General features: G+C 67.3%; 24 protein-coding genes. 7 read left to right on the forward strand and 17 right to left on the reverse strand.

The annotated features are described in order from the left end of the window. Nucleotides 1-18: 18 nt before the first annotated feature. The gene (locus tag R9X41_RS05840; RefSeq protein ID WP_318633936.1) at nt 19-942 is read right to left on the reverse strand and encodes an alpha/beta hydrolase; all 924 of its coding nucleotides are present in this window, start codon (nt 940-942) and stop codon (nt 19-21) included. A 167-nt stretch (nt 943-1,109) separates the two neighbouring features. After that, complete coding sequence (gene mutL, locus R9X41_RS05845; RefSeq protein WP_318633937.1) at nt 1,110-2,972, reverse strand: DNA mismatch repair endonuclease MutL; 1,863 nt, start codon at nt 2,970-2,972, stop codon at nt 1,110-1,112. A 127-nt stretch (nt 2,973-3,099) separates the two neighbouring features. Between mutL and R9X41_RS05850 the strand changes: the two genes are divergently transcribed. Beyond that, a complete protein-coding gene (locus R9X41_RS05850; protein WP_318633938.1) occupies nt 3,100-3,744 on the forward strand; it encodes a DedA family protein in 645 nt (214 codons plus the stop codon). A 10-nt stretch (nt 3,745-3,754) separates the two neighbouring features. Here the strand turns inward: R9X41_RS05850 and R9X41_RS05855 are convergent, their stop codons facing one another. The 3 genes from R9X41_RS05855 to tsaE form a co-directional block, all read right to left on the reverse strand. Beyond that, on the reverse strand, nt 3,755-3,964 hold the full coding sequence (locus tag R9X41_RS05855; protein ID WP_318633939.1) for a YMGG-like glycine zipper-containing protein: 210 nt from the start codon (nt 3,962-3,964) through the stop codon (nt 3,755-3,757). A 151-nt stretch (nt 3,965-4,115) separates the two neighbouring features. After that, nucleotides 4,116-5,564 carry an N-acetylmuramoyl-L-alanine amidase gene (locus R9X41_RS05860; RefSeq protein ID WP_318633940.1) on the reverse strand — a complete coding sequence of 483 codons (1,449 nt, stop codon included), beginning with the start codon at nt 5,562-5,564 and terminating at the stop codon, nt 4,116-4,118. Then, on the reverse strand, nt 5,561-6,127 hold the full coding sequence (gene tsaE / locus R9X41_RS05865) for a tRNA (adenosine(37)-N6)-threonylcarbamoyltransferase complex ATPase subunit type 1 TsaE (protein ID WP_412556665.1): 567 nt from the start codon (nt 6,125-6,127) through the stop codon (nt 5,561-5,563). The genes R9X41_RS05860 and tsaE overlap by 4 nt, the downstream gene beginning before the upstream one ends. Nucleotides 6,128-6,160: 33 nt before the next feature. Here tsaE and queG point away from each other — a divergent pair, with 33 nt between their 5' ends. Continuing rightward, nucleotides 6,161-7,207, forward strand: a complete 1,047-nt coding sequence (gene queG, locus R9X41_RS05870) for a tRNA epoxyqueuosine(34) reductase QueG (protein ID WP_318633942.1) — start codon at nt 6,161-6,163, stop codon at nt 7,205-7,207. Here the strand turns inward: queG and R9X41_RS05875 are convergent. Continuing rightward, entirely contained in the window at nt 7,187-8,098 is a 912-nt protein-coding gene (locus tag R9X41_RS05875; RefSeq protein WP_318633943.1) for an AEC family transporter, read from the reverse strand. The genes queG and R9X41_RS05875 overlap by 21 nt on opposite strands. Nucleotides 8,099-8,230: 132 nt before the next feature. Between R9X41_RS05875 and R9X41_RS05880 the strand changes: the two genes are divergently transcribed. After that, nucleotides 8,231-9,205 carry a tripartite tricarboxylate transporter substrate binding protein BugE gene (locus R9X41_RS05880; protein ID WP_318633944.1) on the forward strand — a complete coding sequence of 325 codons (975 nt, stop codon included), beginning with the start codon at nt 8,231-8,233 and terminating at the stop codon, nt 9,203-9,205. 87 nt (nt 9,206-9,292) lie between these two features. Here R9X41_RS05880 and R9X41_RS05885 read toward each other — a convergent pair whose 3' ends face one another. Then, entirely contained in the window at nt 9,293-9,451 is a 159-nt protein-coding gene (locus tag R9X41_RS05885) for a nuclear transport factor 2 family protein (RefSeq protein WP_318633945.1), read from the reverse strand. A 400-nt stretch (nt 9,452-9,851) separates the two neighbouring features. On the opposite strand from R9X41_RS05885, the gene xerD reads away from it, so the two are divergent. Both xerD and R9X41_RS05895 read left to right on the forward strand, forming a co-directional pair. Then, nucleotides 9,852-10,766 carry a site-specific tyrosine recombinase XerD gene (xerD, locus tag R9X41_RS05890; protein ID WP_318633946.1) on the forward strand — a complete coding sequence of 305 codons (915 nt, stop codon included), beginning with the start codon at nt 9,852-9,854 and terminating at the stop codon, nt 10,764-10,766. Nucleotides 10,767-10,882: 116 nt separating this feature from the next. Beyond that, nucleotides 10,883-11,851, forward strand: coding sequence for a Bug family tripartite tricarboxylate transporter substrate binding protein (locus R9X41_RS05895; protein ID WP_318633947.1), 969 nt, complete (start codon nt 10,883-10,885; stop codon nt 11,849-11,851). A gap of 830 nt (nt 11,852-12,681) precedes the next feature. On the opposite strand, the gene R9X41_RS05900 is transcribed toward R9X41_RS05895, so the two are convergent. From R9X41_RS05900 to R9X41_RS05910, 3 genes are all read right to left on the reverse strand, one after another. Next, complete coding sequence (locus R9X41_RS05900) at nt 12,682-13,920, reverse strand: EAL and HDOD domain-containing protein (protein WP_318633948.1); 1,239 nt, start codon at nt 13,918-13,920, stop codon at nt 12,682-12,684. Between the two features lie 66 nt (nt 13,921-13,986). Continuing rightward, on the reverse strand, nt 13,987-15,219 hold the full coding sequence (locus tag R9X41_RS05905) for an EAL and HDOD domain-containing protein (protein WP_318633949.1): 1,233 nt from the start codon (nt 15,217-15,219) through the stop codon (nt 13,987-13,989). A gap of 149 nt (nt 15,220-15,368) precedes the next feature. Next, nucleotides 15,369-16,154, reverse strand: a complete 786-nt coding sequence (locus R9X41_RS05910) for a ferritin-like domain-containing protein (RefSeq protein WP_318633950.1) — start codon at nt 16,152-16,154, stop codon at nt 15,369-15,371. 53 nt (nt 16,155-16,207) lie between these two features. On the opposite strand from R9X41_RS05910, the gene R9X41_RS05915 reads away from it, so the two are divergent. Together R9X41_RS05915 and R9X41_RS05920 are read left to right on the forward strand one after the other, a co-directional pair. Then, complete coding sequence (locus tag R9X41_RS05915; protein ID WP_318633951.1) at nt 16,208-16,732, forward strand: gamma carbonic anhydrase family protein; 525 nt, start codon at nt 16,208-16,210, stop codon at nt 16,730-16,732. Nucleotides 16,733-16,806: 74 nt separating this feature from the next. Beyond that, on the forward strand, nt 16,807-17,793 hold the full coding sequence (locus R9X41_RS05920; protein ID WP_318633952.1) for an Hsp33 family molecular chaperone HslO: 987 nt from the start codon (nt 16,807-16,809) through the stop codon (nt 17,791-17,793). Here the strand turns inward: R9X41_RS05920 and R9X41_RS05925 are convergent. The 7 genes from R9X41_RS05925 to R9X41_RS05955 all read right to left on the reverse strand — a co-directional run bounded on the left by R9X41_RS05925 (nt 17,787) and on the right by R9X41_RS05955 (nt 23,951). Beyond that, complete coding sequence (locus R9X41_RS05925) at nt 17,787-18,455, reverse strand: AAA family ATPase (protein ID WP_318633953.1); 669 nt, start codon at nt 18,453-18,455, stop codon at nt 17,787-17,789. The genes R9X41_RS05920 and R9X41_RS05925 overlap by 7 nt on opposite strands. Next, nucleotides 18,452-19,066 carry a nicotinamide riboside transporter PnuC gene (gene pnuC / locus R9X41_RS05930; RefSeq protein ID WP_318633954.1) on the reverse strand — a complete coding sequence of 205 codons (615 nt, stop codon included), beginning with the start codon at nt 19,064-19,066 and terminating at the stop codon, nt 18,452-18,454. Before pnuC ends, R9X41_RS05925 begins: the two co-directional genes overlap by 4 nt. A 43-nt stretch (nt 19,067-19,109) precedes the next feature. Further along, entirely contained in the window at nt 19,110-19,385 is a 276-nt protein-coding gene (locus tag R9X41_RS05935; RefSeq protein ID WP_318633955.1) for a septum formation initiator family protein, read from the reverse strand. A 330-nt stretch (nt 19,386-19,715) separates the two neighbouring features. Then, entirely contained in the window at nt 19,716-20,999 is a 1,284-nt protein-coding gene (gene eno, locus R9X41_RS05940) for a phosphopyruvate hydratase (RefSeq protein ID WP_318633956.1), read from the reverse strand. 63 nt (nt 21,000-21,062) lie between these two features. Next, nucleotides 21,063-21,350, reverse strand: coding sequence for a DUF1330 domain-containing protein (locus R9X41_RS05945; RefSeq protein WP_318633957.1), 288 nt, complete (start codon nt 21,348-21,350; stop codon nt 21,063-21,065). A gap of 58 nt (nt 21,351-21,408) precedes the next feature. Next, complete coding sequence (gene kdsA, locus R9X41_RS05950; protein WP_318633958.1) at nt 21,409-22,266, reverse strand: 3-deoxy-8-phosphooctulonate synthase; 858 nt, start codon at nt 22,264-22,266, stop codon at nt 21,409-21,411. Beyond that, nucleotides 22,263-23,951, reverse strand: a complete 1,689-nt coding sequence (locus R9X41_RS05955; protein ID WP_318633959.1) for a CTP synthase — start codon at nt 23,949-23,951, stop codon at nt 22,263-22,265. Before R9X41_RS05955 ends, kdsA begins: the two co-directional genes overlap by 4 nt. Nucleotides 23,952-23,961 lie beyond the last annotated feature (10 nt).

Here is a 23,961-nt window from a genome sequence, read left to right on the forward strand (position 1 = left end):
GCGCGCCGCCGGCCGGGGCTAGAGCGGCGCGGCCTGCGCGACGGTGCCGGCGTCGAGCGTGTTGAGCCCGAACAGGCCGTGCAGCGCGCGGCGGTACTGCGCTTCGCCCACCGCGTTGGTGCTGTAGTGCGAGCCGCCCTGCACCAGCACGAATTGCTTGGGGCCGGGCGCGGCCTCGAAGAGGCGCTTGCCGAGCGCGGCCGGGATCACGCTGTCGTCGGTGCCATGCACCACCAGCAGCGGCGCGTGGATGCGCTTGACCTTGTCGATGGACTCGAAGCGCTGGGTGATCAGCGCCGAGATTGGCAGCCAGCCCCACTTGAAGTTGCTCACCACGTCGGTGATGTTAGTAAAGGTGCCTTCGACGATGACGCCTGCAGCGTCGTCGATACCGGTGGCCAGGTCGATGGCGATGGCGCCGCCGAGCGAATGGCCGAAGACGTAACGGGAGCGGTCGGGGAAACGCTTGGCCAGCCATTGCCAGGCGGCGCGGGCGTCTTCGCGGGCGGTGTCTTCCGAGGGCAGCGCTTCGCTGCTCTTGCCGAAGCCGCGATAGTCGATGGCCAGCACCGAGAAGCCCATTTCCTGCATGCGGCGAATGCGGCCGGCGGAGCCCAGTACGTTCCAGCGCGCGCCGTGCAGGTAGAGCAGCACCGGCGGGCCGCCGGCGGTGTCGGTGGCGGTAGAGGAAACGGTGCGGGGAAGGTTTTCAGGCGTGGCGGCCGGCAGCCACAGGGCGTGCAGGCGGCCGGGGCCGGCTTCGGTTTCGGACTGGAAGTCGATCCAGACATCCTGCATGTCCGGCGCTTCCTGCACATTGCCCCAGGCCCGGTCGCTGGGCTGGAAGATCCACTCGCGTTGCTTGTAGTCCAGCGTCGAGCAACCCGCCAACACCGCCATGCCGACGGCAAAAGATGCGATGAACGGGCGGGTCTTTGTCATGTGGGTGATCGAGCGCTCGGTTGTGGAGAAGGTTCCGTCGTTAACGTCCGGGTACATGAATGGTGGACATGAAACACCGAAAAAATTGCAACAGCCACGAAACGGTCGCGAAAACACGGCAACCGTTCGCCGCAGGCTTACGGGCGGCGCCGGGACGGTAAAAACCCTCAGCGACCGCGCAGGAATAGGCCGTCGAGCTCGCGGATGGTCAGCGCACGCCAGGTCGGTCGGCCATGGTTGCACTGGTCCGAGCGTTCGGTCGCTTCCATCTGGCGCAGCAGCGCGTTCATTTCTTCGGCCGTCAACCGCCGGTTGGCGCGTACCGCGCCGTGGCAGGCCATGGTGCCCAGAAGCTCGTTGCGCGCGCGTTCGACGACGGTGCTGGCGTCGTGTTGCGCCAGTTCCGCAAGCACGCTTCGGGCCAGTTCCACCGCGTCGCCGTTCGCCAGGGTGGCGGGTACCGCGCGAACGGCCAGCGTACGCGGGGAAAAGGCGGTGACTTCCAGCCCCAGCGTGGACAGCACGACCGCATGCGTCTCCGCCGTGGCGACTTCCTGCGGCGTGGCGGCGAAGGTGGCCGGAATCAGCAAGGGCTGGCTGGCGATGCGGTCGCTGTCGAGTTGCGTCTTGAGCCGCTCGTAGACGATGCGCTCGTGCGCCGCATGCATGTCGACCACGATCAGACCCTGGGCGTTTTCGGCCAGGATGTAGATGCCCTGCAACTGGGCGAGGGCGCGGCCGAGCGGCCATTCGCCGTCCGGCAGGGCCGGGGCGGCGGCCGGCGCGCCGATGGGCGCCGGTACCGGCGTGGGCTGCCACAAGGCGCCGAGCTCCTCGACACGAACGCCGTGGTTCTCGAGCCCCAGCCCGCGCTGGAACTGCGGCGCCGGGCCCCGCCAGGCCGCGTCGGAGGGCGCGAGACCGAAGCCGGGCGCCGGCACGCCGGGCGCAGGCGACGGCGACGGCGACGGCGCAGTGGTCGGCAGCAGGTGCGACACGCCGGTCTCGGCCCCGGCACGCGGAGCCGCCAGGGCGTTTTCCACCGCATGGCGCACCGCCTGGTGAACCTCGCGGCTGTCTCGAAAGCGCACCTCGATCTTGGTCGGGTGCACGTTGACGTCGATGCGCGTCGGGTCGACGCTCACGTGCAGCGCGTAGACCGGCTGGCGCTGGCCGTGCAGCACGTCTTCGTAGGCGCTGCGGGCGGCGTGGCCGATCACCTTGTCGCGCACGTAGCGACCGTTGACCCAGCAGTACTGCCAGTCCGAACGCGAACGCGCGGCGTCCGGCACGCCGGCGCGGCCGCGCACGGTGACACCGCCGCCGGCGTACTGCACCGCCACGGAGCGTTCGATGAAATCGTCGCCCAGCACGTCGGCAAGTCGGCGATCGTGCGCGGCGGTGTGCTCGCCCTCGCAACGCCGCCATTGCTCGACCAGCCGGCCCTCGTGCCAGATGGCGAACCCGACGTCCGGTCGCGCCAGTGCGTGGCGGCGCACCGCCTCGATGCAGTGGGCGAGCTCGGTCGCGTCGGTCTTGAGGAACTTGCGCCGCGCCGGCGTGGCGAAGAAGAGTTCGCGCACTTCCACGGAGGTGCCCACGTTGCGCGCTGCCGGCCGCAGTTCGCCGCTGCGGCCGTCGAGCAGGAAGGCACTGGATTGCGCGGCGGTGCGCGACAGCAGCGAGAGCTCGGACACCGAGGCGATGGCGGCCAGTGCCTCGCCCCGGAAACCCATGGTGCCGACCGATTCGAGGTCGGCGAGGCTGGCGATCTTGCTGGTGGCGTGGCGGCGCAGCGCGACGGCGAGTTCGCTGTCCGGAATGCCGACGCCGTCGTCTTCCACCGCGATCATGCGCACGCCGCCCGCGAGCAGGCGCACGGTGATCTGGTTCGCGCCGGCGTCCAGGGCGTTGTCGACCAGCTCTCGCACCACCGAGGCCGGGCGCTCCACCACCTCGCCCGCGGCGATCTGGCTGATGAGTTCGTCGGGCAGTTCGCGAATGGGTCGTCGGTCGGCAGGCACGGTCATCGGCGCATTCTAGAAGTGCGGCCGATGGCCTCGCATGTCCCCATGCCGCACTCGTCCAGCGGGTTTTCCGGTAGCGGTCGTCGGCTAGAGTCGGCGCACCGAAAATATCAATGGGAGCCCCTACGCCGTGGATCTGCTGTACACGCTTCTGGATTTCATCCTTCACGTCGACAAGCACCTCGAGGCCTTCGTCGCGGCCTACGGCGCATGGATTTACGTCCTGCTGTTCATCATCGTGTTCGTCGAGACGGGCGTGGTGGTGATGCCTTTCCTGCCGGGCGACTCGCTGCTGTTCATCGTCGGCGCACTCGCCGGCGCCGGACTGCTCGACCTGCGCATCGCGTTGCCGGTGCTGCTGGTGGCGGCTATCGCGGGCGACCAGTGCAATTACATGATCGGCCGCAAGCTGGGACCCAAGGTTTTCGGCTGGGAAGACTCCCGCTTCTTCAATCGCAAGGCCTTCAACCAGGCACATGCTTTCTACGAAAAATATGGAGGCGTCGCGGTGATCGCCGCGCGCTTCATGCCCTTCATTCGAACCTTTGCACCCTTCGTGGCGGGCGTGGCCGAAATGAATCGCGCCCGCTTCACGTTGTTCAACGTGGCGGGCGCGGTGCTGTGGGTGGTCGGCCTGGGCCTGGCGGGTTACTTCTTCGGCAACCTCGACTGGGTCAAGTCGAACCTGGAAAAAATCATCTGGGCGTTGATCCTGGTGCCGAGCGCGTTGGCCGCGTTCGGCGCCTGGCGTTCAGGCCGGGCCAAGCCGGCCTGACGCGCCATCATCAACGGCGGCGACCGACCTCGTTGCCGATGAGCGCACCGGCGGCAGCGCCACCCACGGTGCCGACCGTGCCACCGAACAGTGCATTGCCGGCGACACCGCCCGCCACGGCGCCGACACCGGTGCCGACTTGCTGATTGCTCATGCCGGCACAGCCGCTGAGGCTGATGACGGCGGCTGCGACTGCTGCGAGGAGGATCTTCGTCTTCATTGGGTTCACCTTTGGTCTGTTGCGAATTCAGGCTTTCGAAACCTGTGTAAGCAATCTAAAAAGGTGAGGCCATGCACCATGTAGGAACATGGCACCGATGCCTGTCGTCGGATGGGGCGCATGGGCGCCGGCCGGTAACCGGCTTGGAGCATCAGAGCGTGCGGCTTCGCGCCAGCGGCGGGTTGCGCGCGAAATAGCCGTGGATGCCCTTGAGCAGGGCGTCGGCCATGCGCACCTGGTAGGCCGGGTCGCGCAGTTTTTCTTCTTCCTCGGGATTGCTGATGAAGGCGGTCTCGACCAGCACGCTCGGGATGTCCGGCGCCTTGAGCACCGCGAACCCGGCCTGTTCCACGCTGCCCTTGTGCAGACGGCCCAGGCCTCCGATCTGGCGCAGCAAGGCACTGCCGAGCTTCAGGCTGTCGTTGATCTGCGCGGTGGTGCTCATGTCGAGCATGGCGCGCGCCACGTGGGCGTCCTGCGCCTTCACATTCAGGCCGCCGACGAGGTCGGAGGCGTTCTCCTTGCTGGCCATCCAGCGCGCGGTCGCGCTGGAGGCGCCGCCCTGGCTCAGGGCGAACACGCTGGCGCCTTGCGCGGCGGGCGTGGTGAAAGCGTCGGCGTGAATGCTGAGGAACAGGTCGGCCTGCACCCGGCGAGCCTTCTCGACCCGCTGGCCGAGCGGCACGAAGAAGTCGGCGTCGCGCGTGAGAAACGCGCGCATCGGGTTGCCGCCGACGCTGCTGGCATTGATGCGGTCGCGCAGCAGGTGGGCGATGCGCAGCACCACGTCTTTCTCATGGGTGCCGGAAGGCCCGGTCGCGCCCGGGTCTTCGCCGCCGTGGCCGGGGTCGATGGCCACGATGATGATGCGGTCGGTGCGGGTGCTGCTGGGCAGCGGCGCGCCGGGCTTGAGCGGCGCAGGCGGCGGTGCGGCGGCCAGCACCGGCGGCATCGGTGGCAGCGGCGTGGCGGGGCGTTGGCCCGGCGATGTGTTGGCGGGTGTGTTCGGCGCGGGCTTTTCGGCCTGGCGCGCGATGAGCTCGCCCAGCGGGTCGGCCGCCACCGGTGGCGCACCAGGCGGTGCGGCGGCCAGCGCGTCGCGCAAGCGGCCGGCGATGAGTTCTTCGAGCGGATCGACCGCCTCGGCCGGGTACAGGTCGAACACCAGCCGGTGCCGGTAGGCGGCCACCGGCGGCAGCGTAAAGACCTGCGGCCGGGCCGCCTGCTTCAGGTCGATCACCAGGCGCACCACGTTCGGAGCGTTCTGGCCGACCCGCACGCCGGAGATGAAGGGGTCGTCGGACTTCACCTTGGACACCAGCTCGCGCAAGGCCGGGTCGAGGTCGATGCCTTCGATGTCGACCGCCAGGCGCGGCGGGCTGGTCACGAAGATCTGCTTGGTGGTCAGCGAGGCGTCCGACTCGATGGTGACCCGCGTGTATTCGGTCGCGGGCCAGACGCGCACCGCGAGGATGCTCGCGCCGCGCGCGATCTGGGCGCTGCCGAGCATCAGCAGCACAGTGCCGGCACGCAGCGCGCCGCGACGGGTGAGGGCGGCCGGTCCGCCGGGGGCGGCGCGGGTGGGGCGTTGGCGTTTCATGGCTGCTGATTTGGTTGCGACGGGCTCGACGCGTCGGCGGCGGCCAGTCGGCGCAGCATGGCGGCGCCTAGGGTGGTGTTGGCGGTGACGAGCACCTGGCGGGCGTCGTCTTCGGGGCCGCTGCTGATGGCGATGTCGAGGTCGGGCCGCGGCAGCACGCCTTCGGCCTTTTCTGGCCATTCGGCAAGCTTGAGCCCCGGGCTGGCGAAGATGTCGCGAAAGCCCGCATCCTCCCATTCGCGGGGGTCGTCGAAGCGATAGAAGTCGAAATGCCAGACGGGCCAGCCCACCCCGTCGGCGGCGGCCTCGTGCGGCTCCACCACCGCGTAGGTCGGGCTCTTGATGCGGCCGGCCACGCCGAGGGCGCGCAGCAGATGGCGCACGAAGGTGGTCTTGCCGGCGCCGAGGTCGCCGTGCAGGGCGATGAAGGCATCGCGCACCTCGGCCATGGCGGCCAGCCGGGCAGCGAAAGCCTGGGTGTCGCCCTCGTCGGCCCAGGCCATGAGCAGGGTGAGGGGCGTTCCGGTTCCTACAATCCCGGGGTGGTCATCGGCAGCAGTCAACTCGTCTCTCGGATTCAGGGATGGGCTCGCGAAATGGGATTCTCCCAAATCGGCGTGGCCGGTGTCGACCTGTCCGGCGCCGAACAGGGCCTTCTCGACTGGCTGGCCCATGGATTCCACGGCGAGATGCACTACATGGCGGCGCACGGGCTGCGACGCGCCCGGCCGGCCGAACTGGTGCCGGGCACCGTCAGCGTGCTCACCGCGCGTATGGATTACCTGCCGAGGGACACGGCGGCCGACTGGCAGGCAGTGGAGTTCGCGCGACTGTCGCGGCCGGACGAAGGCATCGTCTCGGTCTATGCCCGTGGGCGGGACTATCACAAGGTGCTGCGCAGCCGGCTGCAGCGGCTGGCCGAGCGCATCGGCGAAGCGGTGGGGCCGCTCGGCCACCGCGTGTTCACCGACTCCGCGCCGGTGTTGGAGGCCGAGCTCGCCGCTCGCAGCGGCCAGGGCTGGCGTGGCAAACACACCCTGGTGCTCGACCGCCAGGGCGGCTCGATGTTCTTTCTGGGCGAGATCTACCTCGACCTCGCGCTGCCCGCGACCGCGCCGGTCAGCGCGCATTGCGGCAGCTGCAGCGCCTGCATGGCCATCTGCCCGACCCAGGCCATCGTCGCACCGGGCCGGCTGGACGCGCGGCGCTGCATCTCCTACCTCACCATCGAGCACGCCGGATCGATTCCGGTCGAGCTGCGCCCGCTCATCGGCAACCGCATCTACGGCTGCGACGACTGCCAGCTGGCCTGTCCCTGGAACAAGTTCGCGCGGCCGTCGACGTTGGCCGACTTCGATGCGCGTCCGGGTCTGCAGGGCGAGCCGCTGGCGGCGCTGATGGCGTGGAGCGAGGCGGAGTTTCTGCGCCGCACCGAGGGCGGGCCGATCCGGCGCATCGGCCATGCGCGCTGGCTGCGCAATCTGGCGGTGGGCATGGGCAACGCCTTGCGCTCCCCCCTGGCCGAAGCATCGAAAGCGGCCATGCGTGTCGCGCTGGGCCAGCGGCTCGACCATGCCGACCCCGTGGTCCGCGAGCACGTGGCCTGGGCGCTGGAAGCAAGCTCAGACCCAGGGCAGCAGTGACAGCGCGAAGGGCAGGCTGATCACGCCGGCGATCGTCGACAGCGTTACCAGCCCGGCTACGTACGGCCCGTTGTAGCCCATGCGCGCGGCCAGCACGTAGCAGCTCGACGCGGTGGGCAGCGCCGAGAACATCAGCAGCACCTTGGCTTGCGTCGGCTCCAGCCGCAGCAGGTGGGCGAAGCCCACGGCGGCCAGCGGCGAGACGAGGTGCCGGATCAGCAGCATCGCGCTGCCCAGCAGCATGCCGCCCGACATGGCCGAGAACTGCATGCCGGCGCCCGCGCACAGCAGCCCCAGCGCCAGCGCTGCCGCGCCGATGCGCGACACCGCCGGGGCGATCAGGTCCGGAATGGAAAAGCCCGCGAAGTTGAAGGCCAGCGCCGCGCAGGTGCCCACGATGAGCGGATTGCGCGCCAGCGACGCCAGCACGCCATGCCCGCCCTGCCGCGCCATGGGCCAGACCGCGGCGATGTTGTAGAGCGGCACGCCGACACCGATCAACACGGCGATCGCCTGGCCGCCCGCCGGGCCGGCGAGACGCTCAGCCAAGGCCAGCGCCACGTAGGAGTTGAACCGGAACGCCACCTGCGCACTGGCGGCGGCGTCGCGCCGGTCGACATGGCGGCCGAGCCAGGGCAGGTGCGGCACCGCATAAGCCAGCGCGATGCCGACCAGGCCGGTGAGCACGCCGGCGCAGACCATGCCGGAGGCAGCGCGCAATTCCAGCGGGCTCTTGGCGATCGACTGGAACAGCAGAACAGGGAAAAGAAAGTAATAGACCAGGGTTTCGGCCTGTTGCCACAACGGACGGCCAAGGCCTGTAAACCGGCAAAGCAGATAACCGCAAAGGATGAGCGAAAAATCAGGAAAAAGGAGCTGCGCGTAATTCACCGATCGAGGATATCAGCGGTTTCCTCCGGGTTTTCCCCAGGGCGAGCACTCACATGGATCTATCGAGGAGCATTTAATCCCGATTAGCATTCCCTCTCGATTTCATCTACCGGCATATCAGGAGGAGATTCCATGCACCGACGACAACTTGCCGCGTTTGCCGGCCTCATGCTCGCAGCGGCAAGCTCGGGCGCATTCGCCCAAAGCACCTATCCGAACAAGCCGATCCACCTGGTGGTTCCGTTTGCGCCGGGTGGTACGACCGACATCATCGCCCGCGTGGTGGCCGACCCGCTGAGCCGGGTGCTGGGACAGCCGGTGCTGGTCGAGAACAAGGCCGGCGGCGGTGGCTTGGTGGGCGCGCAGGACACCGTGCGGTCGGCACCCGATGGTTATTACCTGGGCCTGGCGACGGTGTCGAGCACAGCCTCGGCGCCGGCGATCAATCCCAAGACGCCTTACAACCCCATCACCGATTTCACCCCGATCATCAACATCGCGGCCACGCCGAACATCATCGCGGTCAACCCCTCCTTTCCGGCCAAGGACTATGCGGCCTTCGCTGCCGAATTGAAGAAGTCGCCGGGCAAGTATTCGTACGCCACCTCGGGCACCGGCGGCATCGGCCACCTGCTGATGGAGCTCTACAAAAGCCTGACCGGCACCTTCGTCACCCACATTCCCTATCGTGGTGCCGGCCCGGCGCTCAACGACGTGGTGGCCGGCCAAGTGCCGATGATCTTCGACAACCTGCCCTCGGCCCTGCCGTTCGTGAAGGAAGGACGCCTGGTGCCCATCGTGGTGTCGGCGCCGCAGCGCCTGGCGGCATTGCCCAATGTGCCGACCTTCAAGGAAGTCGGCCTGGAGCCGGTCAACCGCCTGGCTTATTACGGCATCCTCGGCCCCAAGAACATGCCCAAGGAAATCGTCGACAAGATCAATGCCGGCGTGAAGAAAGTGCTGGAAGATCCGGCGGTGCGCAAGCGCATCGAAGACACCGGCTCGCTGATCGTCGCCAACACGCCCGAGCAGTTCGCCGCCGAAATCAAGGCCGAATTCGATATCTACAAGAAGGTGGTGCAGACCCAGAAACTCACCCTGGACTGAGCCCGCACAACGATTTTGCAAAAGCCGCGGCCCGCCAGGCCGCGGCTTTTTGTTGGGGCGAACGCCGATGCAAGTCGCCCACCGGAATCAGGGCTTGGGAATGCGGTAAAAGATCTTGCTGACGATCTGCCACCGGCCGTCGATTTTGAGCAGGTTGAAAAAATCGATGAACTGTTGGGTGAGGTAATCGATCGTCAAACTCGCCGATGCAGCGGTGCCGCGAATATCGATGTAGTCGATCGACACCGTGCGCTTCTGCAGTACGCTGCGCTGGATCTACGGTGGATTCGACCGATATCGCACTGGTGTAGCCGTGCGCCGGAAACTTGCCGCCGATGACGGTATAAGCCAGGCGCCCGTGTTGCGGCTCGAAGGCGGTAAGCGTTTCCTGCAGTGTTTTGCCGTCGAAGAATTCGAGTTGCCGGATGGCGCCCGGCAGCTTGTCGGTGCCGGCCGTGATGCGAGTGCGGGCGATGCCTGGATACCAGTCCTCGAGCCGGCCGCAGTTCGAAAAGTTTCCAGGTTTGCGCGGCGGGCAGGGGAATATTGGCCGAACGCTCGACGCTGGCTTCATCGGCCAGCGCCGGGGAGTCAAGAAACAGTGGAGTGGAAACCATGATCGAGGCGGGCTGCTAAGGTCACGGCGATGAATTGCCCGGTCGCGCCACAAAATCGACTCCGCATCGACGCCTTCGTGGACGCCATGTGGCTGGAGGACGGCCTGTCGCCCAACACCCTGGCCGCCTACCGCCGGGACCTGACGGGTTACGTCGTCTGGCTTGATGCCGCCATGCCCGGCGTACGTATCGACGCCACCGCCGAGCATCACCTGCAGGCCTACATGGCCGCGCAGTTCGGCACCAGCAAGCCGAGCACCGCGAATCGTCGTCTGACGGTGCTGCGCCGGTATTTCCACTGGGCGATGCGCGAAGGCGCCGTGCAGCGCGACCCGACATTGCGGCTGCTGCCGGCCAAGGGGCCGGTTCGCTCCCCGGCGACCTTGTCGGAAGCGCAGGTCGAGGCACTGCTCCAGGCGCCCGACACCACCACCGCGCTGGGCCTGCGCGACCGCGCGATGCTGGAATTGCTCTACGCGAGCGGCCTGCGGGTGAGCGAGCTGATCGGGGTGCGGCTGTTCGAGGTCTCGATGAACGACGGCGTGGTGCGGGTGACCGGCAAGGGATCCAAGGAGCGGCTGGTGCCTTTCGGCGAGGTCGCGCGCGACTGGCTGGTGCGCTATCTCTCCGGCTCGCGGCCCGAGCTGCTGGCCGGTCGGCAGAGCGACGATCTCTTCGTCACGGCCAGGGAGGGGGCTGCCATGCAGCGCATGAACTTCTGGCTGATCGTGCGCCGTTATGCCCTGGCCGCTGGCATTCACACCAAGCTGTCGCCGCATACGGTGAGACATGCCTTTGCCACCCACCTGCTCAACCACGGCGCCGACCTGCGCTCGGTGCAGTTGCTGCTCGGCCATGCCGACATCTCGACCACGACCATCTACACCCATGTGGCACGGGAACGCTTGAAGACGCTGCACGGCGCCCACCATCCGCGCGGCTGATTTTCGACGCGCCCGTATCATCCGGCCTCCCGTCCCCCGATCGGGCGCCTGGGCCGGGGCCACGTCTTGCGGCCGGCCCAGGCTCCACGCCCGACCCCAGTTTTCAGTTCCGTTCCATGAAGAAGCTGCTTTCCTCCGTGTTTTTGCTGGGTGCCGCGTTCGCCGCATCGGCCCAGGCTCCCCAGGGCTATCCCAACCGTGCGATCCGCATCGTCGTCGCCTATCCGGCCGGTGGTGTCAGCGACAACGTCGCCCGTTCGCTGGCCGATCGTCTCGCCGGGCCGCTGGGCGTGCCCGTGGTGGTCGAGAACAAGGCAGGCGCCAGCGGCGGCATCGGCATGGATGCCGTGGCCAAGGCGGCGCCGGACGGCTACACGATCGGTTTTTCGGCGATCAGCCCGCTGGTGCTCAACCCACACCTGGGCCCCACGCCCTTCGACCCCTTGAAGGACATCGCCCCGGTGGCCAGCGTGATGTATTCGCCCGTGGTGGTGCTGGGCACCTCGGCCCTGGCCGCGCGCGACTTTCGCAGCCTCATCGGATTTGCCAGGAGCCATCCCGGTGAAGTGCGCTGGGCGACCTCGGGCAACGCGTCGCTGGGTCATCTGATGCTGGCGCAGCTCACCGCCGCGGCCAACGTGACCATCACCCATATTCCCTACAAGGGCGGCGGCCAGCAGCTCAACGATGCCCTGGGTGGGCAGTTCGAGGTGCTGTCGACCAACGCGGCGCCGGCCATCGCGGCACAGGCGAAGCAGGGCAAGCTGGTGCCGCTGGCAGTCGGTGCGCCGTCCCGGCTGGGAAGCTTGCCCGATGTGCCGACGCTCGGCGAATTGGGGTATGGCTCGGCCAATCTGTCGTCGGTCTTCGGGATCTTCGCGCCGGGGCGCACGCCGGCGGCTGTGGTCCAGCGCCTGAACGCCGAGATCAACCGCATCCTGGCTAATCCCGAATTTCGCAATCAACTGCTGGCGGCGGATAACGTTGCTACGACGATGACGCCCGAAGAGTTTGGGCGTGAGATCGCTTCGGAGTCGGCCAGCAATGGGCGGATCATTCGGGCGGCTGGGATCAAGGCTGAATGAGATAGAGGCTCTCGCTTCTTGTTCGCCTCGTTCTCGTCGTGCGGCACTTTTCGGGGGTGGGCGCGTCCTGCCTGGCCGGCTTTTATTTGCTTCTTTTCTTCTACTGGTCGTAGGGTGGAGCTGGGGGCTTGCGCGCCCCCAGACCCGCGGTAACTTTCTTTCCGCGGAAAGAAAGTCACCAAAGAAACGCTAAGACGAGCTCGAGGCTCGGTCGAGCCATTGCTTCGCTCGGCCTCGGGAATGTGCCTTCGAACGCTCTAGCGGCAACAGTTTGGACAAGGGTCGATCCAGAGCCATGGCCCCTGCTTCGCAGGGTCAAGGCTGAGAGGGTAAGGACAGTTGACCGCACTGAGCACAGCGACCGAGCCGCGCTGGTCCGATTGGCATGCGCGTGGCGGGCATTCTTTGGTCTGCGCGCTGTTTGCCGCACTGACGGATGCGCCCGCCGTGACCCAACGCGCTGGCCCGTGGCCATGTCGCCCTATCCCCCGTCGAGCGCGGCGATGGCCCGTGTGGTGTTTGGGGTCCCCTGTGGTCGAGAGCGAGGAACGGAGGTTTTGCGGATAAGGGCTGGCGGCTGTCTGAGCGAAGCGAGTTCCGCCAGACCCCGCAAAACCGAGTACCGCAGCGTGTCCGAAGGACCTCGCCCACCGGGGTCGCCTTTCTTTGGTTACTTTCTTTGGCGAAGCAAAGAAAGTGACTCGCCCGCCGGGGCGAAATCCCGGCCTCAGCCCTCCGCAGGAGACACAGCCCACGCAGTGGCAGAGCAAAAGCAGGAGACACAGCCCAATCCTCTATCCGTGAGCCCCGACCCGCGAAACGGAGCCGACTCAGGCGGCCATGTCGTCTGCCCAGGCAAGGGCGTTGAGGTGCGCCCAGTTCACCTGGTGGTTCGACAGCTTGAGGGCGATGGCGGTTTCGGCGAAGACCTTGTCGTCCTCGCTTTCGCAGGCTTCGGTCAGCGTGAGCAGTGGCGCGAGCGGGCCGCGCCGGTGCAGCAGCGCGTCGGTGACCGATTGCGGTAGCGACAGGCTCTCCAGCGCCTTGGCGATCGGCATGCCGAGCATGGCGTCGAGCAGCGAGAAGACGCCGACCACGAAGGCGTTGTCGCATTCCTCCGGCGGCATGATCTCGGCGGCCAGCAGTTCCATCAGCCGACCGCGCACGACGGCGGTGGTGCCCAGGGCGGGCGCGCTGCCGTCCTGCGGCGTGGTCATGAGCATCGCCGCCCAGCGGAAGAGCTTGTTCAGCCCCAGGATCATGACCGCATGGCGGAACGAGGTGACCTCGGTGCTCAGGCCGAAACCGGCCGAGTTGATGAAGCGCAGCAGGTTGAACGACAGCGTGGGGTCGCGCTTGAGCAGTTCCTCGATCTCGATCGGGTCGGCCTGCTTGCGCACCAGGTTGATCAGCTGCAGCACGATGGCCTGCGACGGCCGCACGCCCTTGGCTTCGAGCGCGGTGGGGCGGGCGAACCAGTGGCCCTGGAACAGGGAGATGCCGTAGCCGGCGAACTGCGCCTGCTGCTCGGCCGTGTGCACGTTCTGCGCGATGACCTGCGCCTTGGTGTTGGAAAGCACCAGCCGCACCAGCGACTGGCCGATCTGCGGCGCGAAATGGGCGAGGTCGAGCCGCACGTAGGAGGCCAGTGGCAACCAGTCGAGAAAAGCCTTGCGCAGCACGCCCTGGTCGAAGGCGAGGCGGAATCCCCGCTCCTTCTGCGCGGCGAGCAAGGCGCGCATCGCGGTGACCGCGGCGGGCGATTCGTCCTGCAGCGACGGAATCATCAGCACCACCCGCTCGGGCGGCACGAGTTCCACGTCGCCGTTGGACAGGCTTTCGTGCTCGCAGCGGATGAAGATGGTGTGCCGCCCGAGCAGGCCTTCGGCGTCGGGCGCGGACAGCAGGTTGAGCAGCAGTGCGATGCCGGACGCGGCTTGGGGGCCGGGCGTGCGGTCGAACAGCTCGTAGCCCATCACGGCGCGGTCGCGGTCGACGATGGCCTCGCGGCCGATCAGGCCGGCTTCGGAGGTGGGCGCTGTGGGGACGGGCAGTTCGGTGGAAGGCATGGAACGAAGCCCAGGCAAAAACAAAATGGTAAACGGGAAACCCGGGCGAGCCCGCCCGGGTCGACGTTATTGCGTCGGAATGCCGTCGGACCAGGCCAGCGCCTGCAGATGCGCCCAGTTGACTTCCTGACTGGTCAGGCCGAGGCTCTCGCTGGCCGTGCGGAACACGTCTTCATCGCCCGATTCGCAGGCTTCGGTGAGCTGCAGGTAGGTGCCCAGCGGGCCGCTGCGGGTCATCAGCGCGTCGACCACCTCGTCGGGCAGGGTCAGCAGCTTGGTGGCCTGCTCCATCGACAGCCCGAGCATCACGTCGAGCATGGAGAAGATGCCGGCGACAAAGGCGTGCTCGCGCACTTCCGGTCCCAGGCGATCGGCCACCAGCAGTTCCATGAGGCGGCCGCGCACCACGGCCAGGCTTCCCATGGCCGGCGGCGTGCCGTTCTTGGAGGCGAGCAGCAGCAGCGCGGCCCAGCGGAAGAGCTTCTTGAGGCCGAGGATCATCACCGCGTGGCGGAAGGAGGTCACCTCGCGCTGCATGCCGAAGCCGGCGGAGTTGATCAGCCGCATCAGGTTGAAGGCGAGTCCGGCGTCTTTCTTGAGCACTTGCTCGATCTCGTCGGTGCTGGCCTGCCGGCGCACCAGGTTGACGAGTTCGACGGCGGCGAGCTGCGACGGCGCGATCAGACGTGTGGCGACCACGGCCGGCCGCGCGAACCAGTAGCCCTGGAACAGCCCGAAGCCCAGGTCGCGACACGATTCGAACTGCGCCTCGGTCTCCACCTTCTCGGCCACGATGTCCACGCCCGGCAGGCTTTGCGCCCGGCGCACCAGGCGCTCGAGCTGGTCGGCCGGCACGGCGGCCAGGTCGAACTTGATGTAGTCGGCCAGGCTCGCCCAGGCCTGGTAGGCGTCGCTGAGCACCGACGGTTCGAACGCCAGTTGGAACCCGCGTTCGCGCAGCGAGGCCAGCACCGGCGTGCGGCCTTCGATCAGCGAGACGTCGTCGTCTTCGGCCGGAGGAATCTCCAGGGTGAATTTTTCGGGCTGCACCAGGTCGAGGTGGCCGCCGGCAAGGCTGCTGGGCGTGCAGTTGATGAACAGTTGCAGCCGGCCGATGAGTTCCTCGGTACCGGCGTGCGACAGCGCGTTGAAGATCAGCGTCACGTCGCTGGCCGCGGTATGCAGGCCGTTGCCCTGGGAGCGGTCGAATAGTTCGTACCCCACGACTGCACGGTCTGCGTTCACGATGGCCTGTCGGGCGATGATGGCGGACGGGGTCTCTGGCGTGGTGGTGGTCATGGGTTGCGGGATGGCGGGACTTTTCGGATGCGGTGGGCAACAGCCATTCTAGAAGTCTTCATGGATCCCACCTTGTCGGCCTGTGCGCGAGCGGGCGAGAACGGGCGCGAGTTGCGGTGTTTTCGACACGTGGCGGGCCATGGCGGGGTTCAGAATTCTTCCTCGGTGAAACCGGCGAGTCGCCGCGCGGCGATGTTGAGCGGCGGCTTGGGCGCCGGCGCCTGGTGCAGCCGGGTCAGCAAGCGGTAGTGGGCGACCGGCTCGAGGCCGTCGCGGTCGCAGAGCCAGCGGTACCAGCGGTTGCCGATGGCCACATGGCCGATCTCGTCGCGCAGGATCACGTCGAGGATGGCGACCGCGGCCAGCGCATCGGGCGTGCCGACGTGGCGCAGCTTGGCCTGCATCGGCGGCGCGGCGTCCAGCCCGCGCGCCTCCAGCGTGCGCGGCACCAGCGCCATGCGGGCGGTGACGTCATGCGCGGTGCGCTCGCACATGGTCCACAGGCCCTGGTGCGCCGGAAAGTCGCCGTAGTCGCAGCCTTGCGATCGCAGGTGCGCCCGCAGCAGGGAGAAATGGTGGGCTTCCTCGGCCGCGACGCGCGCCCAGTCGCGGTAGTAGTCGGGCGGCATGCCGTCGAAACGCCAGATGGCGTCGAGCGCCAGGTTGATCGCGTTCAGCTCGATGTGCGCCACCGCGTGCAGCAGGGCGGCGCGGCCCTCGGGCGTGGCGGGCGAGCGCCGCGCCACCTGGGTGTGCGAGAGCAGTTCGGGGCGCGCCGGGCGCCCGGGCAGGTTGTGGGGGTCGGCGGGGCCCGGCGGGGCGGTCGGCGACAGCGTCATCCGTTCGAATTCGCGGTACAGCACGCTCGCGGCAGCGGCCTTTTCTGCCGGGTCGGCGAGCAGCAGTGCGTCGAGCGCGCATTGACGGATTTCCATGTGGCCGCATTCTAGGAACTCCCTAGAATGAAGTTTTTCCGACCCTCTTTGCCATGCCTCTCTACGAACTCGACGGCGTCCGGCCCCGCATCGCTCCCACCGCCTGGGTGGCCGAGTCCGCCCAGATCATCGGAGACGTGGTGCTCGAAGACGGCGCGAGCGTCTGGTTCGGCGCGGTGCTGCGCGGTGACAACGCCACGCTGACGGTGGGGCGGGGCTCCAACGTGCAGGACAACAGCGTGCTGCATACCGACGCCGGACTGCCGATGACCATCGGGGAGAACGTCACCATCGGCCACCAGGTCACGCTGCACGGCTGCACCATCGGCGCGGGCTCGCTCATCGGTATCGGCGCGGTGGTGTTGAACCACGCGAAGATCGGCCAGCAGTGCCTGGTCGGCGCGGGCGCGCTGGTCACCGAAGGCAAGGAATTCGCCGACGGCTCCATGATCGTCGGCGCGCCAGCGCGATCGGTGCGTGAACTCACCGACGAGCAGAAAGCCGGGCTGGCGCGCAGTGCGCCGGGCTACGTGACCAACGCCGGGCGTTTTGCCGCCAAGCTGCGCCGAATCGACTGACGAGGTACTGCGGCCGGCTCGCCAAGACGTCGCAGAATCTTGAGAATCTCCGAATCCACTCCATCTTCACACGCGTGTCCGAACTTCATCGCTTCCTCTTCGACGGCCTGCCGGTACGCGGCGCCATCGTCCGGCTGACGGACGCCTGGACCGAGGCCCTGCGCCGCCGTGCGTCCAACACCGCCGGGGCCTATCCGCAGCCAGTGGCCGAACTGCTCGGCGAAATGATGGCCGCGGGCGTGCTCATGCATTCGAGCATCAAGTTCCAGGGCGCCCTGGTCCTGCAGATCTTCGGCGACGGCCCGATCAAGCTGGCGGTGGCCGAAGTGCAGGCCGACCTGGGCGTGCGCGCCACCGCGTCGGTGATGGGCGAGGTCGCGCCGGATGCGCGGCTAACCGACATGGTCAATCTCAAGAACCAGGGCCGCTGCGCCATCACGCTCGACCCCAAGACCAAGTTTCCCGGACAGCAGCCCTACCAGGGCGTGGTGCCGCTGTTCGACGACCAGGGCGAACCGATCGAAAAGCTCTCCGACGTGCTGCAGCACTACATGTTGCAGAGCGAGCAGCTCGACACCACGCTGGTGCTGGCGGCCGACGACAAGGTGGCCTGCGGATTACTGGTGCAGCGCATGCCGGTCAAGGGCGAGGGCAACCTGGCAGGCAGCCTGGTCAGCAAGGAAAACGAGGACGAGATCGGCCGCAACGAGGACTACAACCGCATCGCGACCCTGGCGGCGAGCCTCACCCGCGAGGAGCTCTTGTCGCTCGACGTGGACACCATCCTGCGCCGCCTGTTCTGGGAAGAGAAGCTGATGGTCTTCGCGCCAGAGGACGGCGCCGGCGGGCCGCGGTTTTCGTGTACCTGCAGCCGGGAGCGGGTGGCCGGCATGATTCGTGGCCTGGGACGGGGCGAGGCCAACGAAATCGTGGCGGAACGCGGAGAAATCGAAGTCGGCTGCGAGTTCTGCGGCCAGCAATACCGCTTCGACCCGGTCGACACGATCGCGATCTTCACCGACCCGATCGAACTGCTGCCGGGCAGCGGCTCGGTTCAATAGGTCGATCCGCCGGGCTGCTTCAGGCGAGTGAAAAGCCGGTGCTCGCAGCCGGCGTCATCGCAGTTCAGGCAGCGCCAGGAGGCGGTGATCGCCGGTGCCAGCATCGGCGCGGCATTCGCGGCGATCGGACCCAATGCGGCGAGCGCCGAAGCCAGGCGGTGATCGCCCTGGCCGTACACCACCCGCCAATCGAGGCCGGCGAGCGCCGGATGACCAAGCGCGGCGCGCACCAGACCGTCGATTTCGCCGCGAGTGTGCGGACCGTCGCGCACGCCGTCGGCGAGCCAGGGCAGGTCGAGACCGGTCAGCAGGGTCGCGGCGTAGCGGCGCTGGTGCTGCAGGGCGAAGGGGTAGAGCGACCGGTCTTGGAAAAGATGGTCGCTGTAGACGGCGGTCATCAGGGGCGTGGTGTCGGCGATGACGATGTCGGCGTCCTGTACCGCGTCGACCCGCCGCGCCTGCTCTTCGGCGATGCCACGTTGTTCGCCCGCGCGAGGTGGGCGGCCTTGCGATTCGCACCAATCGCGCAGGGCTTCGGACACCAGCGCCACCCGCTGGCCAGCACCGCGCAGTGCGTGTGCCAGGGCCTGCGCCAAGGCTGTCTTGCCAGTGCTTTCCGCCCCCAGCAGCGCGACGGCCACCGGTGGCGTCGTGCCGCTCATGCCGCGGCGACGGCCCGGGCCTGCCAGGCGCGCCAGCCGGTCACGCTGAGGATGGCGAAGACGGCGTAGAGCAGGGCGGTGATCCACAGGCCCTTGTAGGCATACAGACAGGCGCCCGCGATGTTGACGGTGAGCCAGGCGGGCCAGTTCTCGGTGTACTTGCGCGCCAGGAGGTACTGCCCGACCAGGCTGCCGGCGGTGGGGAAGGCGTCCCACCAGGGCACGTCGGTATCGGTGAAATGCAGCAGGAACAGGCCGAGCGCCGGCCAGAGCGTGGCCCAGGCGAGCAGGGCGGTGAGCCGGCCACGACGCGTCAGCATGCCCACCACCAGCGGGGAGCCGTCCTCGCGCCGGCCGCGCAGCCATTTCGCCCAGCCCCAGCCGGCCAGGAAGATGAAGAACACCTGCAGCGCGGCATCGCCGTAGAGCTGGCTGCGCTGAAAGATGAAGAAATAGAGGATGGAACTGAGGATGGCCAGCGGCCAGCCCCAATGCAGTTCACGGATGTTCATGCCGACCATCGCCAGCGCCAGCACCACGGCCACGGCTTCGGCCCAGCTCGTGGGCACTCCCCAAACGGTGAAGGCGGTGGCGAAGAGAAGGTCGTTCATGGAGCAGCGGTATACAACGCCCGCCAGCCGCCGGTGTTTCCGGCTATTTGGTGATCTGCACGTAGATTTCGTTGGGCCGCACCATGCCCAACTCGTTGCGGGCTTTTTCCTCGACCATGTCAAGACCTTCGCGCAGGTCATCCACTTCGGAGGTAAGCCGTTCGTTGACCTGCTGCGCGCGATGGTTGGACGCCTGCTGCTCCTCGATCTGCGCCCGCAGTTCCTTGACTTTGGGCACGCTGCCGCGCCCGAGCCACATCTGGGCGTGCAACGCCCCGAGCACCGCGATCAGCACGACGGGGACGATGCGATTGACCATGACGGGCACCGCCTAGACCGCCGACGTCCGGTCCATGCCGCGCGCCGCTCCCCGGGAGGAGCGCGCGCCCTGCGCGGCTGCAGGCCCCAAGGCGAAGCGCGCCTTCCCCTCGGGGGATGGCGAACCACACGCAGTGGGGAGCCGAGGGGTCGACGGCTCGCCGCCGGGCCGCCCCAAGGCGGAGCGCGCCTTCCCCTTGGGGGATGGCGAACCACACGCAGTGGGGAGCCGAGGGGGCGACGGCTCGCTGCCGGGCCGCCCCAAGGCGGAGCGCGCCTTCCCCTTGGGGGATGGCGAACCACACGCAGTGGGGAGCCGAGGGGTCGACATCTACTTCAGGTTGTAGAAGGCGTCGCGACCCGGGTACACGGCGATGTCGCCCAGGTCTTCTTCGATGCGCAGCAGCTGGTTGTACTTGGCGATGCGGTCCGAACGCGACAGCGAACCGGTCTTGATCTGGCCGGCGTTGGTGCCCACGGCGATATCGGCGATGGTGCTGTCTTCGGTCTCGCCCGAACGGTGACTGATGACGGCGGTGTAGCCGGCACGCTTGGCCATCTCGATGGCGGCGAAGGTCTCGGTCAGGGTGCCGATCTGGTTGATCTTGATCAGGATCGAGTTGGCGATGCTTTTCTCGATGCCTTCCTTCAGGATCTTGGTGTTGGTGACGAACAGGTCGTCGCCCACCAGTTGCACCTTCTTGCCCAGGCGGTCGGTCAGCAGCTTCCAGCCATCCCAGTCGCCTTCGGCCATGCCGTCCTCGATGCTGATGATGGGGTACTTGTCGCACCAGGAGGCCAGCATGTCGGTCCACTGGGCGGCGGTGAGCGTCAGGTTCTCGCCGGACAGCACGTAGTGGCCGTCCTTGTAGAACTCGCTGGCGGCGCAGTCCAGGCCCAGCACGATCTGTTCGCCGGCGACGTAGCCGGCGCTTTCGATGGCCTGCAGGATCAGCTGGATCGCGGCTTCGTGGCTCTCGACGCTGGGCGCAAAACCGCCTTCGTCGCCGACGGCGGTGCTCATGCCCCGGTCGTTGATGATCTTCTTGAGGGCATGGAACACCTCGGCGCCATAACGGACGGCTTCACGGAAGCTCGGGGCACCCACCGGGATGATCATGAATTCCTGCAGGTCCAGCGAGTTGTTCGCATGGGCACCGCCGTTGATCACGTTCATCATCGGCACCGGCAGCTGGATGCCGCCCATGCCGCCGAAGTAGCGGTACAGCGGCATGCCGGATTCTTCCGCCGCGGCGCGTGCCACGGCCATCGACACGGCCAGCATGGCATTGGCGCCCAGGCGGCTCTTGTTGTCCGTGCCGTCGAGGTCGATCAATGTCTTGTCGAGAAAAGCCTGCTCGGAGGCATCCAGGCCCAGCACGGCCTCGGAGATTTCGGTGTTGATGTGTTCGACGGCCTTGAGCACGCCCTTGCCCAGGTAGCGGGTCTTGTCGCCGTCGCGCAGCTCGATGGCTTCGCGGCTGCCGGTGGACGCGCCTGAAGGCACGGCCGCACGGCCCATGACGCCGGATTCCAGCAGCACGTCGCATTCGACGGTGGGGTTGCCTCGGCTGTCGAGCACTTCGCGCCCGACGATGTCTACGATTGCACTCATGGTTGCTCTTTCTTTGGGATGCTAAAAAACCGTGATGAACAGGGCGTGCGGGGCGGGAAGGCGTCAGAGGCCCTCGACCACGACCATGCGCATGACCGCTGCACCGGCACGCGCTTCGCGCGCCTTGCCGTATTGTGGGGAATCGTAGAAGGCGCGGGCCGCCGGCACGCTGGCGAATTTGAGCAGCACCACGCGCTGCGGCGCCCAGTCGCCTTCCATCGGGACGATATCGCCGCCGCGCACGCACACCTCGGCGCCGTGCGCCTGCATGGCGGCGGTGGACCATTTCTTGTATTCGTCGTACTGCGCCGGATTGGTGACCTCGACGTCGGCGATCAGATAGGCGCTCATCGGATGGCGGTCTCCGTGAGGCGGTCGATGCGGTCGGCTGGTCGCGGGCGTGCGAGGTTCATGCGGCGAAGTCGTTTTCCAGGAACGGGTTCTTCTTGGTCACCCGGTCGAGGGCGACCAGGGTTTCGAGCAGGGCTTTCATGTGCTTGAGCGGAACGGCGTTGGGGCCGTCCGACAGCGCCTTGGCCGGGTCGGGGTGAGTTTCCATGAAAAGTCCGGCAACGCCTACGGCAACGGCGGCGCGGGCGAGCACCGGCACCATCTCGCGCTGGCCGCCCGAGCTGGTGCCCTGGCCGCCGGGCAGCTGCACCGAATGGGTGGCGTCGAAGACGACCGGCGCGCCGGTTTCCCGCATGATCGCCAGGCTGCGCATGTCCGACACCAGATTGTTGTAGCCGAAGCTCGCGCCACGCTCGCAGGCAAAGAAGCTGTCTTGCGGCAGGCCCGCCTCGCGCGCGGCGGCGCGGGCCTTGTCGATGACGTTCTTCATGTCGTGCGGCGCGAGGAACTGGCCCTTCTTGATATTGACCGGCTTGCCCGACTGCGCAACCGCGCGGATGAAATCCGTCTGCCGGCACAGGAAGGCCGGGGTCTGCAGCACGTCGACCACCTTGGCGGCCTCGGTGATGTCTTCCTCGGTGTGCACGTCGGTCAGCACCGGCAGGCCGAGTTCGCGCTTGACCTTGGCCAGGATCTCCAGGCCCTTGTCGCGCCCGGGGCCACGGTAGGTGCTGCCCGAGGACCGGTTGGCCTTGTCGAAACTGCTCTTGAAGACAAACGGAATGCCCAGCGAGGCGGTGATTTCCTTCAGCTGCCCGGCGACGTCGAGCTGCAGTTGCTCGGACTCGATCACGCAGGGGCCGGCGATCAGGAAAAAAGGCTGGTCGAGCCCGACCTCGAAACCGCAGAGCTTCATGCGGTGGTCTCCGTATTGGCCGGCAGGGTGGCGCTGCGGGGTGATTCGGACTGGTGCTGCAGCGCGGCCTTGATGAAGGCGTTGAAGAGCGGGTGGCCGTTCCAGGGCGTTGACTTGAACTCGGGGTGGAACTGCACGCCGATATACCAGGGATGCACTTCGCGCGGCAGCTCGACGATTTCGGTGAGCTGTTCGCGCTGGGTCAGCGCGGAGATCACCAGCCCGGCCTTGCGCAGCGTGTCCAGGTAGTTCACGTTGGCTTCGTAGCGGTGGCGATGGCGCTCGGTCACCACGTCGCCGTAGATCGCGTGGGCGAGCGTGCCCTTGGCGACGTCGGAGCTCTGGGCGCCCAGGCGCATGGTGCCGCCGAGGTCGGAGCTGGCGTCGCGCGTCTTGATGGTGCCGTCCTCGTCCTTCCACTCGGTGATGAGGGCGATGACCGGCTCGGGCGTGTCGAGCACGAATTCGGTGCTGTTGGCATGCTTGAGGCCGGCCACGTGGCGGGCGTACTCAATGGTCGCGACCTGCATGCCCAGGCAGATGCCGAGGTAGGGCACCTTGTGCTCGCGGGCGTACTGCGCCGCGCAGATCTTGCCCTCGACACCGCGCTGGCCGAAGCCGCCCGGCACCAGCACCGCGTCGTACTGGCCGAGGCGGTCGACGTTGTCCGGCGTGATGGTTTCCGAGTCGATGTACTCGATGCGCACCTTGGCGTGGCTCTTCAGGCCCGCGTGGCGCAGCGCCTCGTTGAGCGACTTGTAGCTGTCGGACAGGTCGACGTACTTGCCCACCATGGCGACGGAGACTTCGTGTTGCGGGTTCTCGGTCTCGAAGACGAGTTCGTCCCAGCGGCGCAGCGAGGTCGGCGGCGTGTTCAGGCGCAGCTTGTCGCAGATGAGGCCGTCGAGACCCTGTTCGTGCAGCATGCGCGGCACGCGGTAGATGGTGGGCACGTCCCACATGGAGATCACTCCCCATTCGGCGACGTTGGTGAACAGCGAGATCTTGGCGCGTTCGTCATCGGGGATGCGGCGGTCGGCGCGGCAGAGCAGGGCGTCGGGCTGGATGCCGATCTCGCGCAGTTTCTGCACCGTGTGCTGCGTGGGCTTGGTCTTGAGTTCGCCGGCGGCGGCGATCCAGGGCACGTAGGTCAGGTGCACGAAGGCCGCGTTGTTCGGACCCATGCGCAGGCTCATCTGGCGCACCGCTTCGAGGAAAGGCAGCGACTCGATGTCGCCGACGGTGCCTCCGATCTCGACGATGGCCACGTCGACCGCGTCGGCCGTGCCGACTCCGGCTCCGCGCTTGATGTATTCCTGGATCTCGTTGGTGACGTGGGGAATCACCTGCACCGTCTTGCCGAGGTAGTCGCCGCGGCGTTCTTTCTCGAGCACCGACTGGTAGATGCGGCCGGTCGTGAAGTTGTTGGTGCGCTTCATGCGCGTTTCGATGAAACGCTCGTAATGGCCCAGGTCCAGGTCGGTCTCGGCGCCGTCGTCGGTGACGAAGACTTCGCCGTGCTGGAAGGGCGACATCGTGCCCGGATCCACATTGATGTAGGGATCGAGCTTGATCAACGTGACCTTGAGGCCGCGCGATTCGAGAATCGCTGCAAGGGAGGCTGAGGCGATTCCCTTGCCCAGGGAGGACACCACACCGCCGGTGACGAAGACGAATTTGGTCATGTCGAAATCG

Source organism: Xylophilus sp. GOD-11R, from assembly GCF_033546935.1.
Classification (GTDB): Bacteria; Pseudomonadota; Gammaproteobacteria; order Burkholderiales; family Burkholderiaceae_C; genus Xylophilus.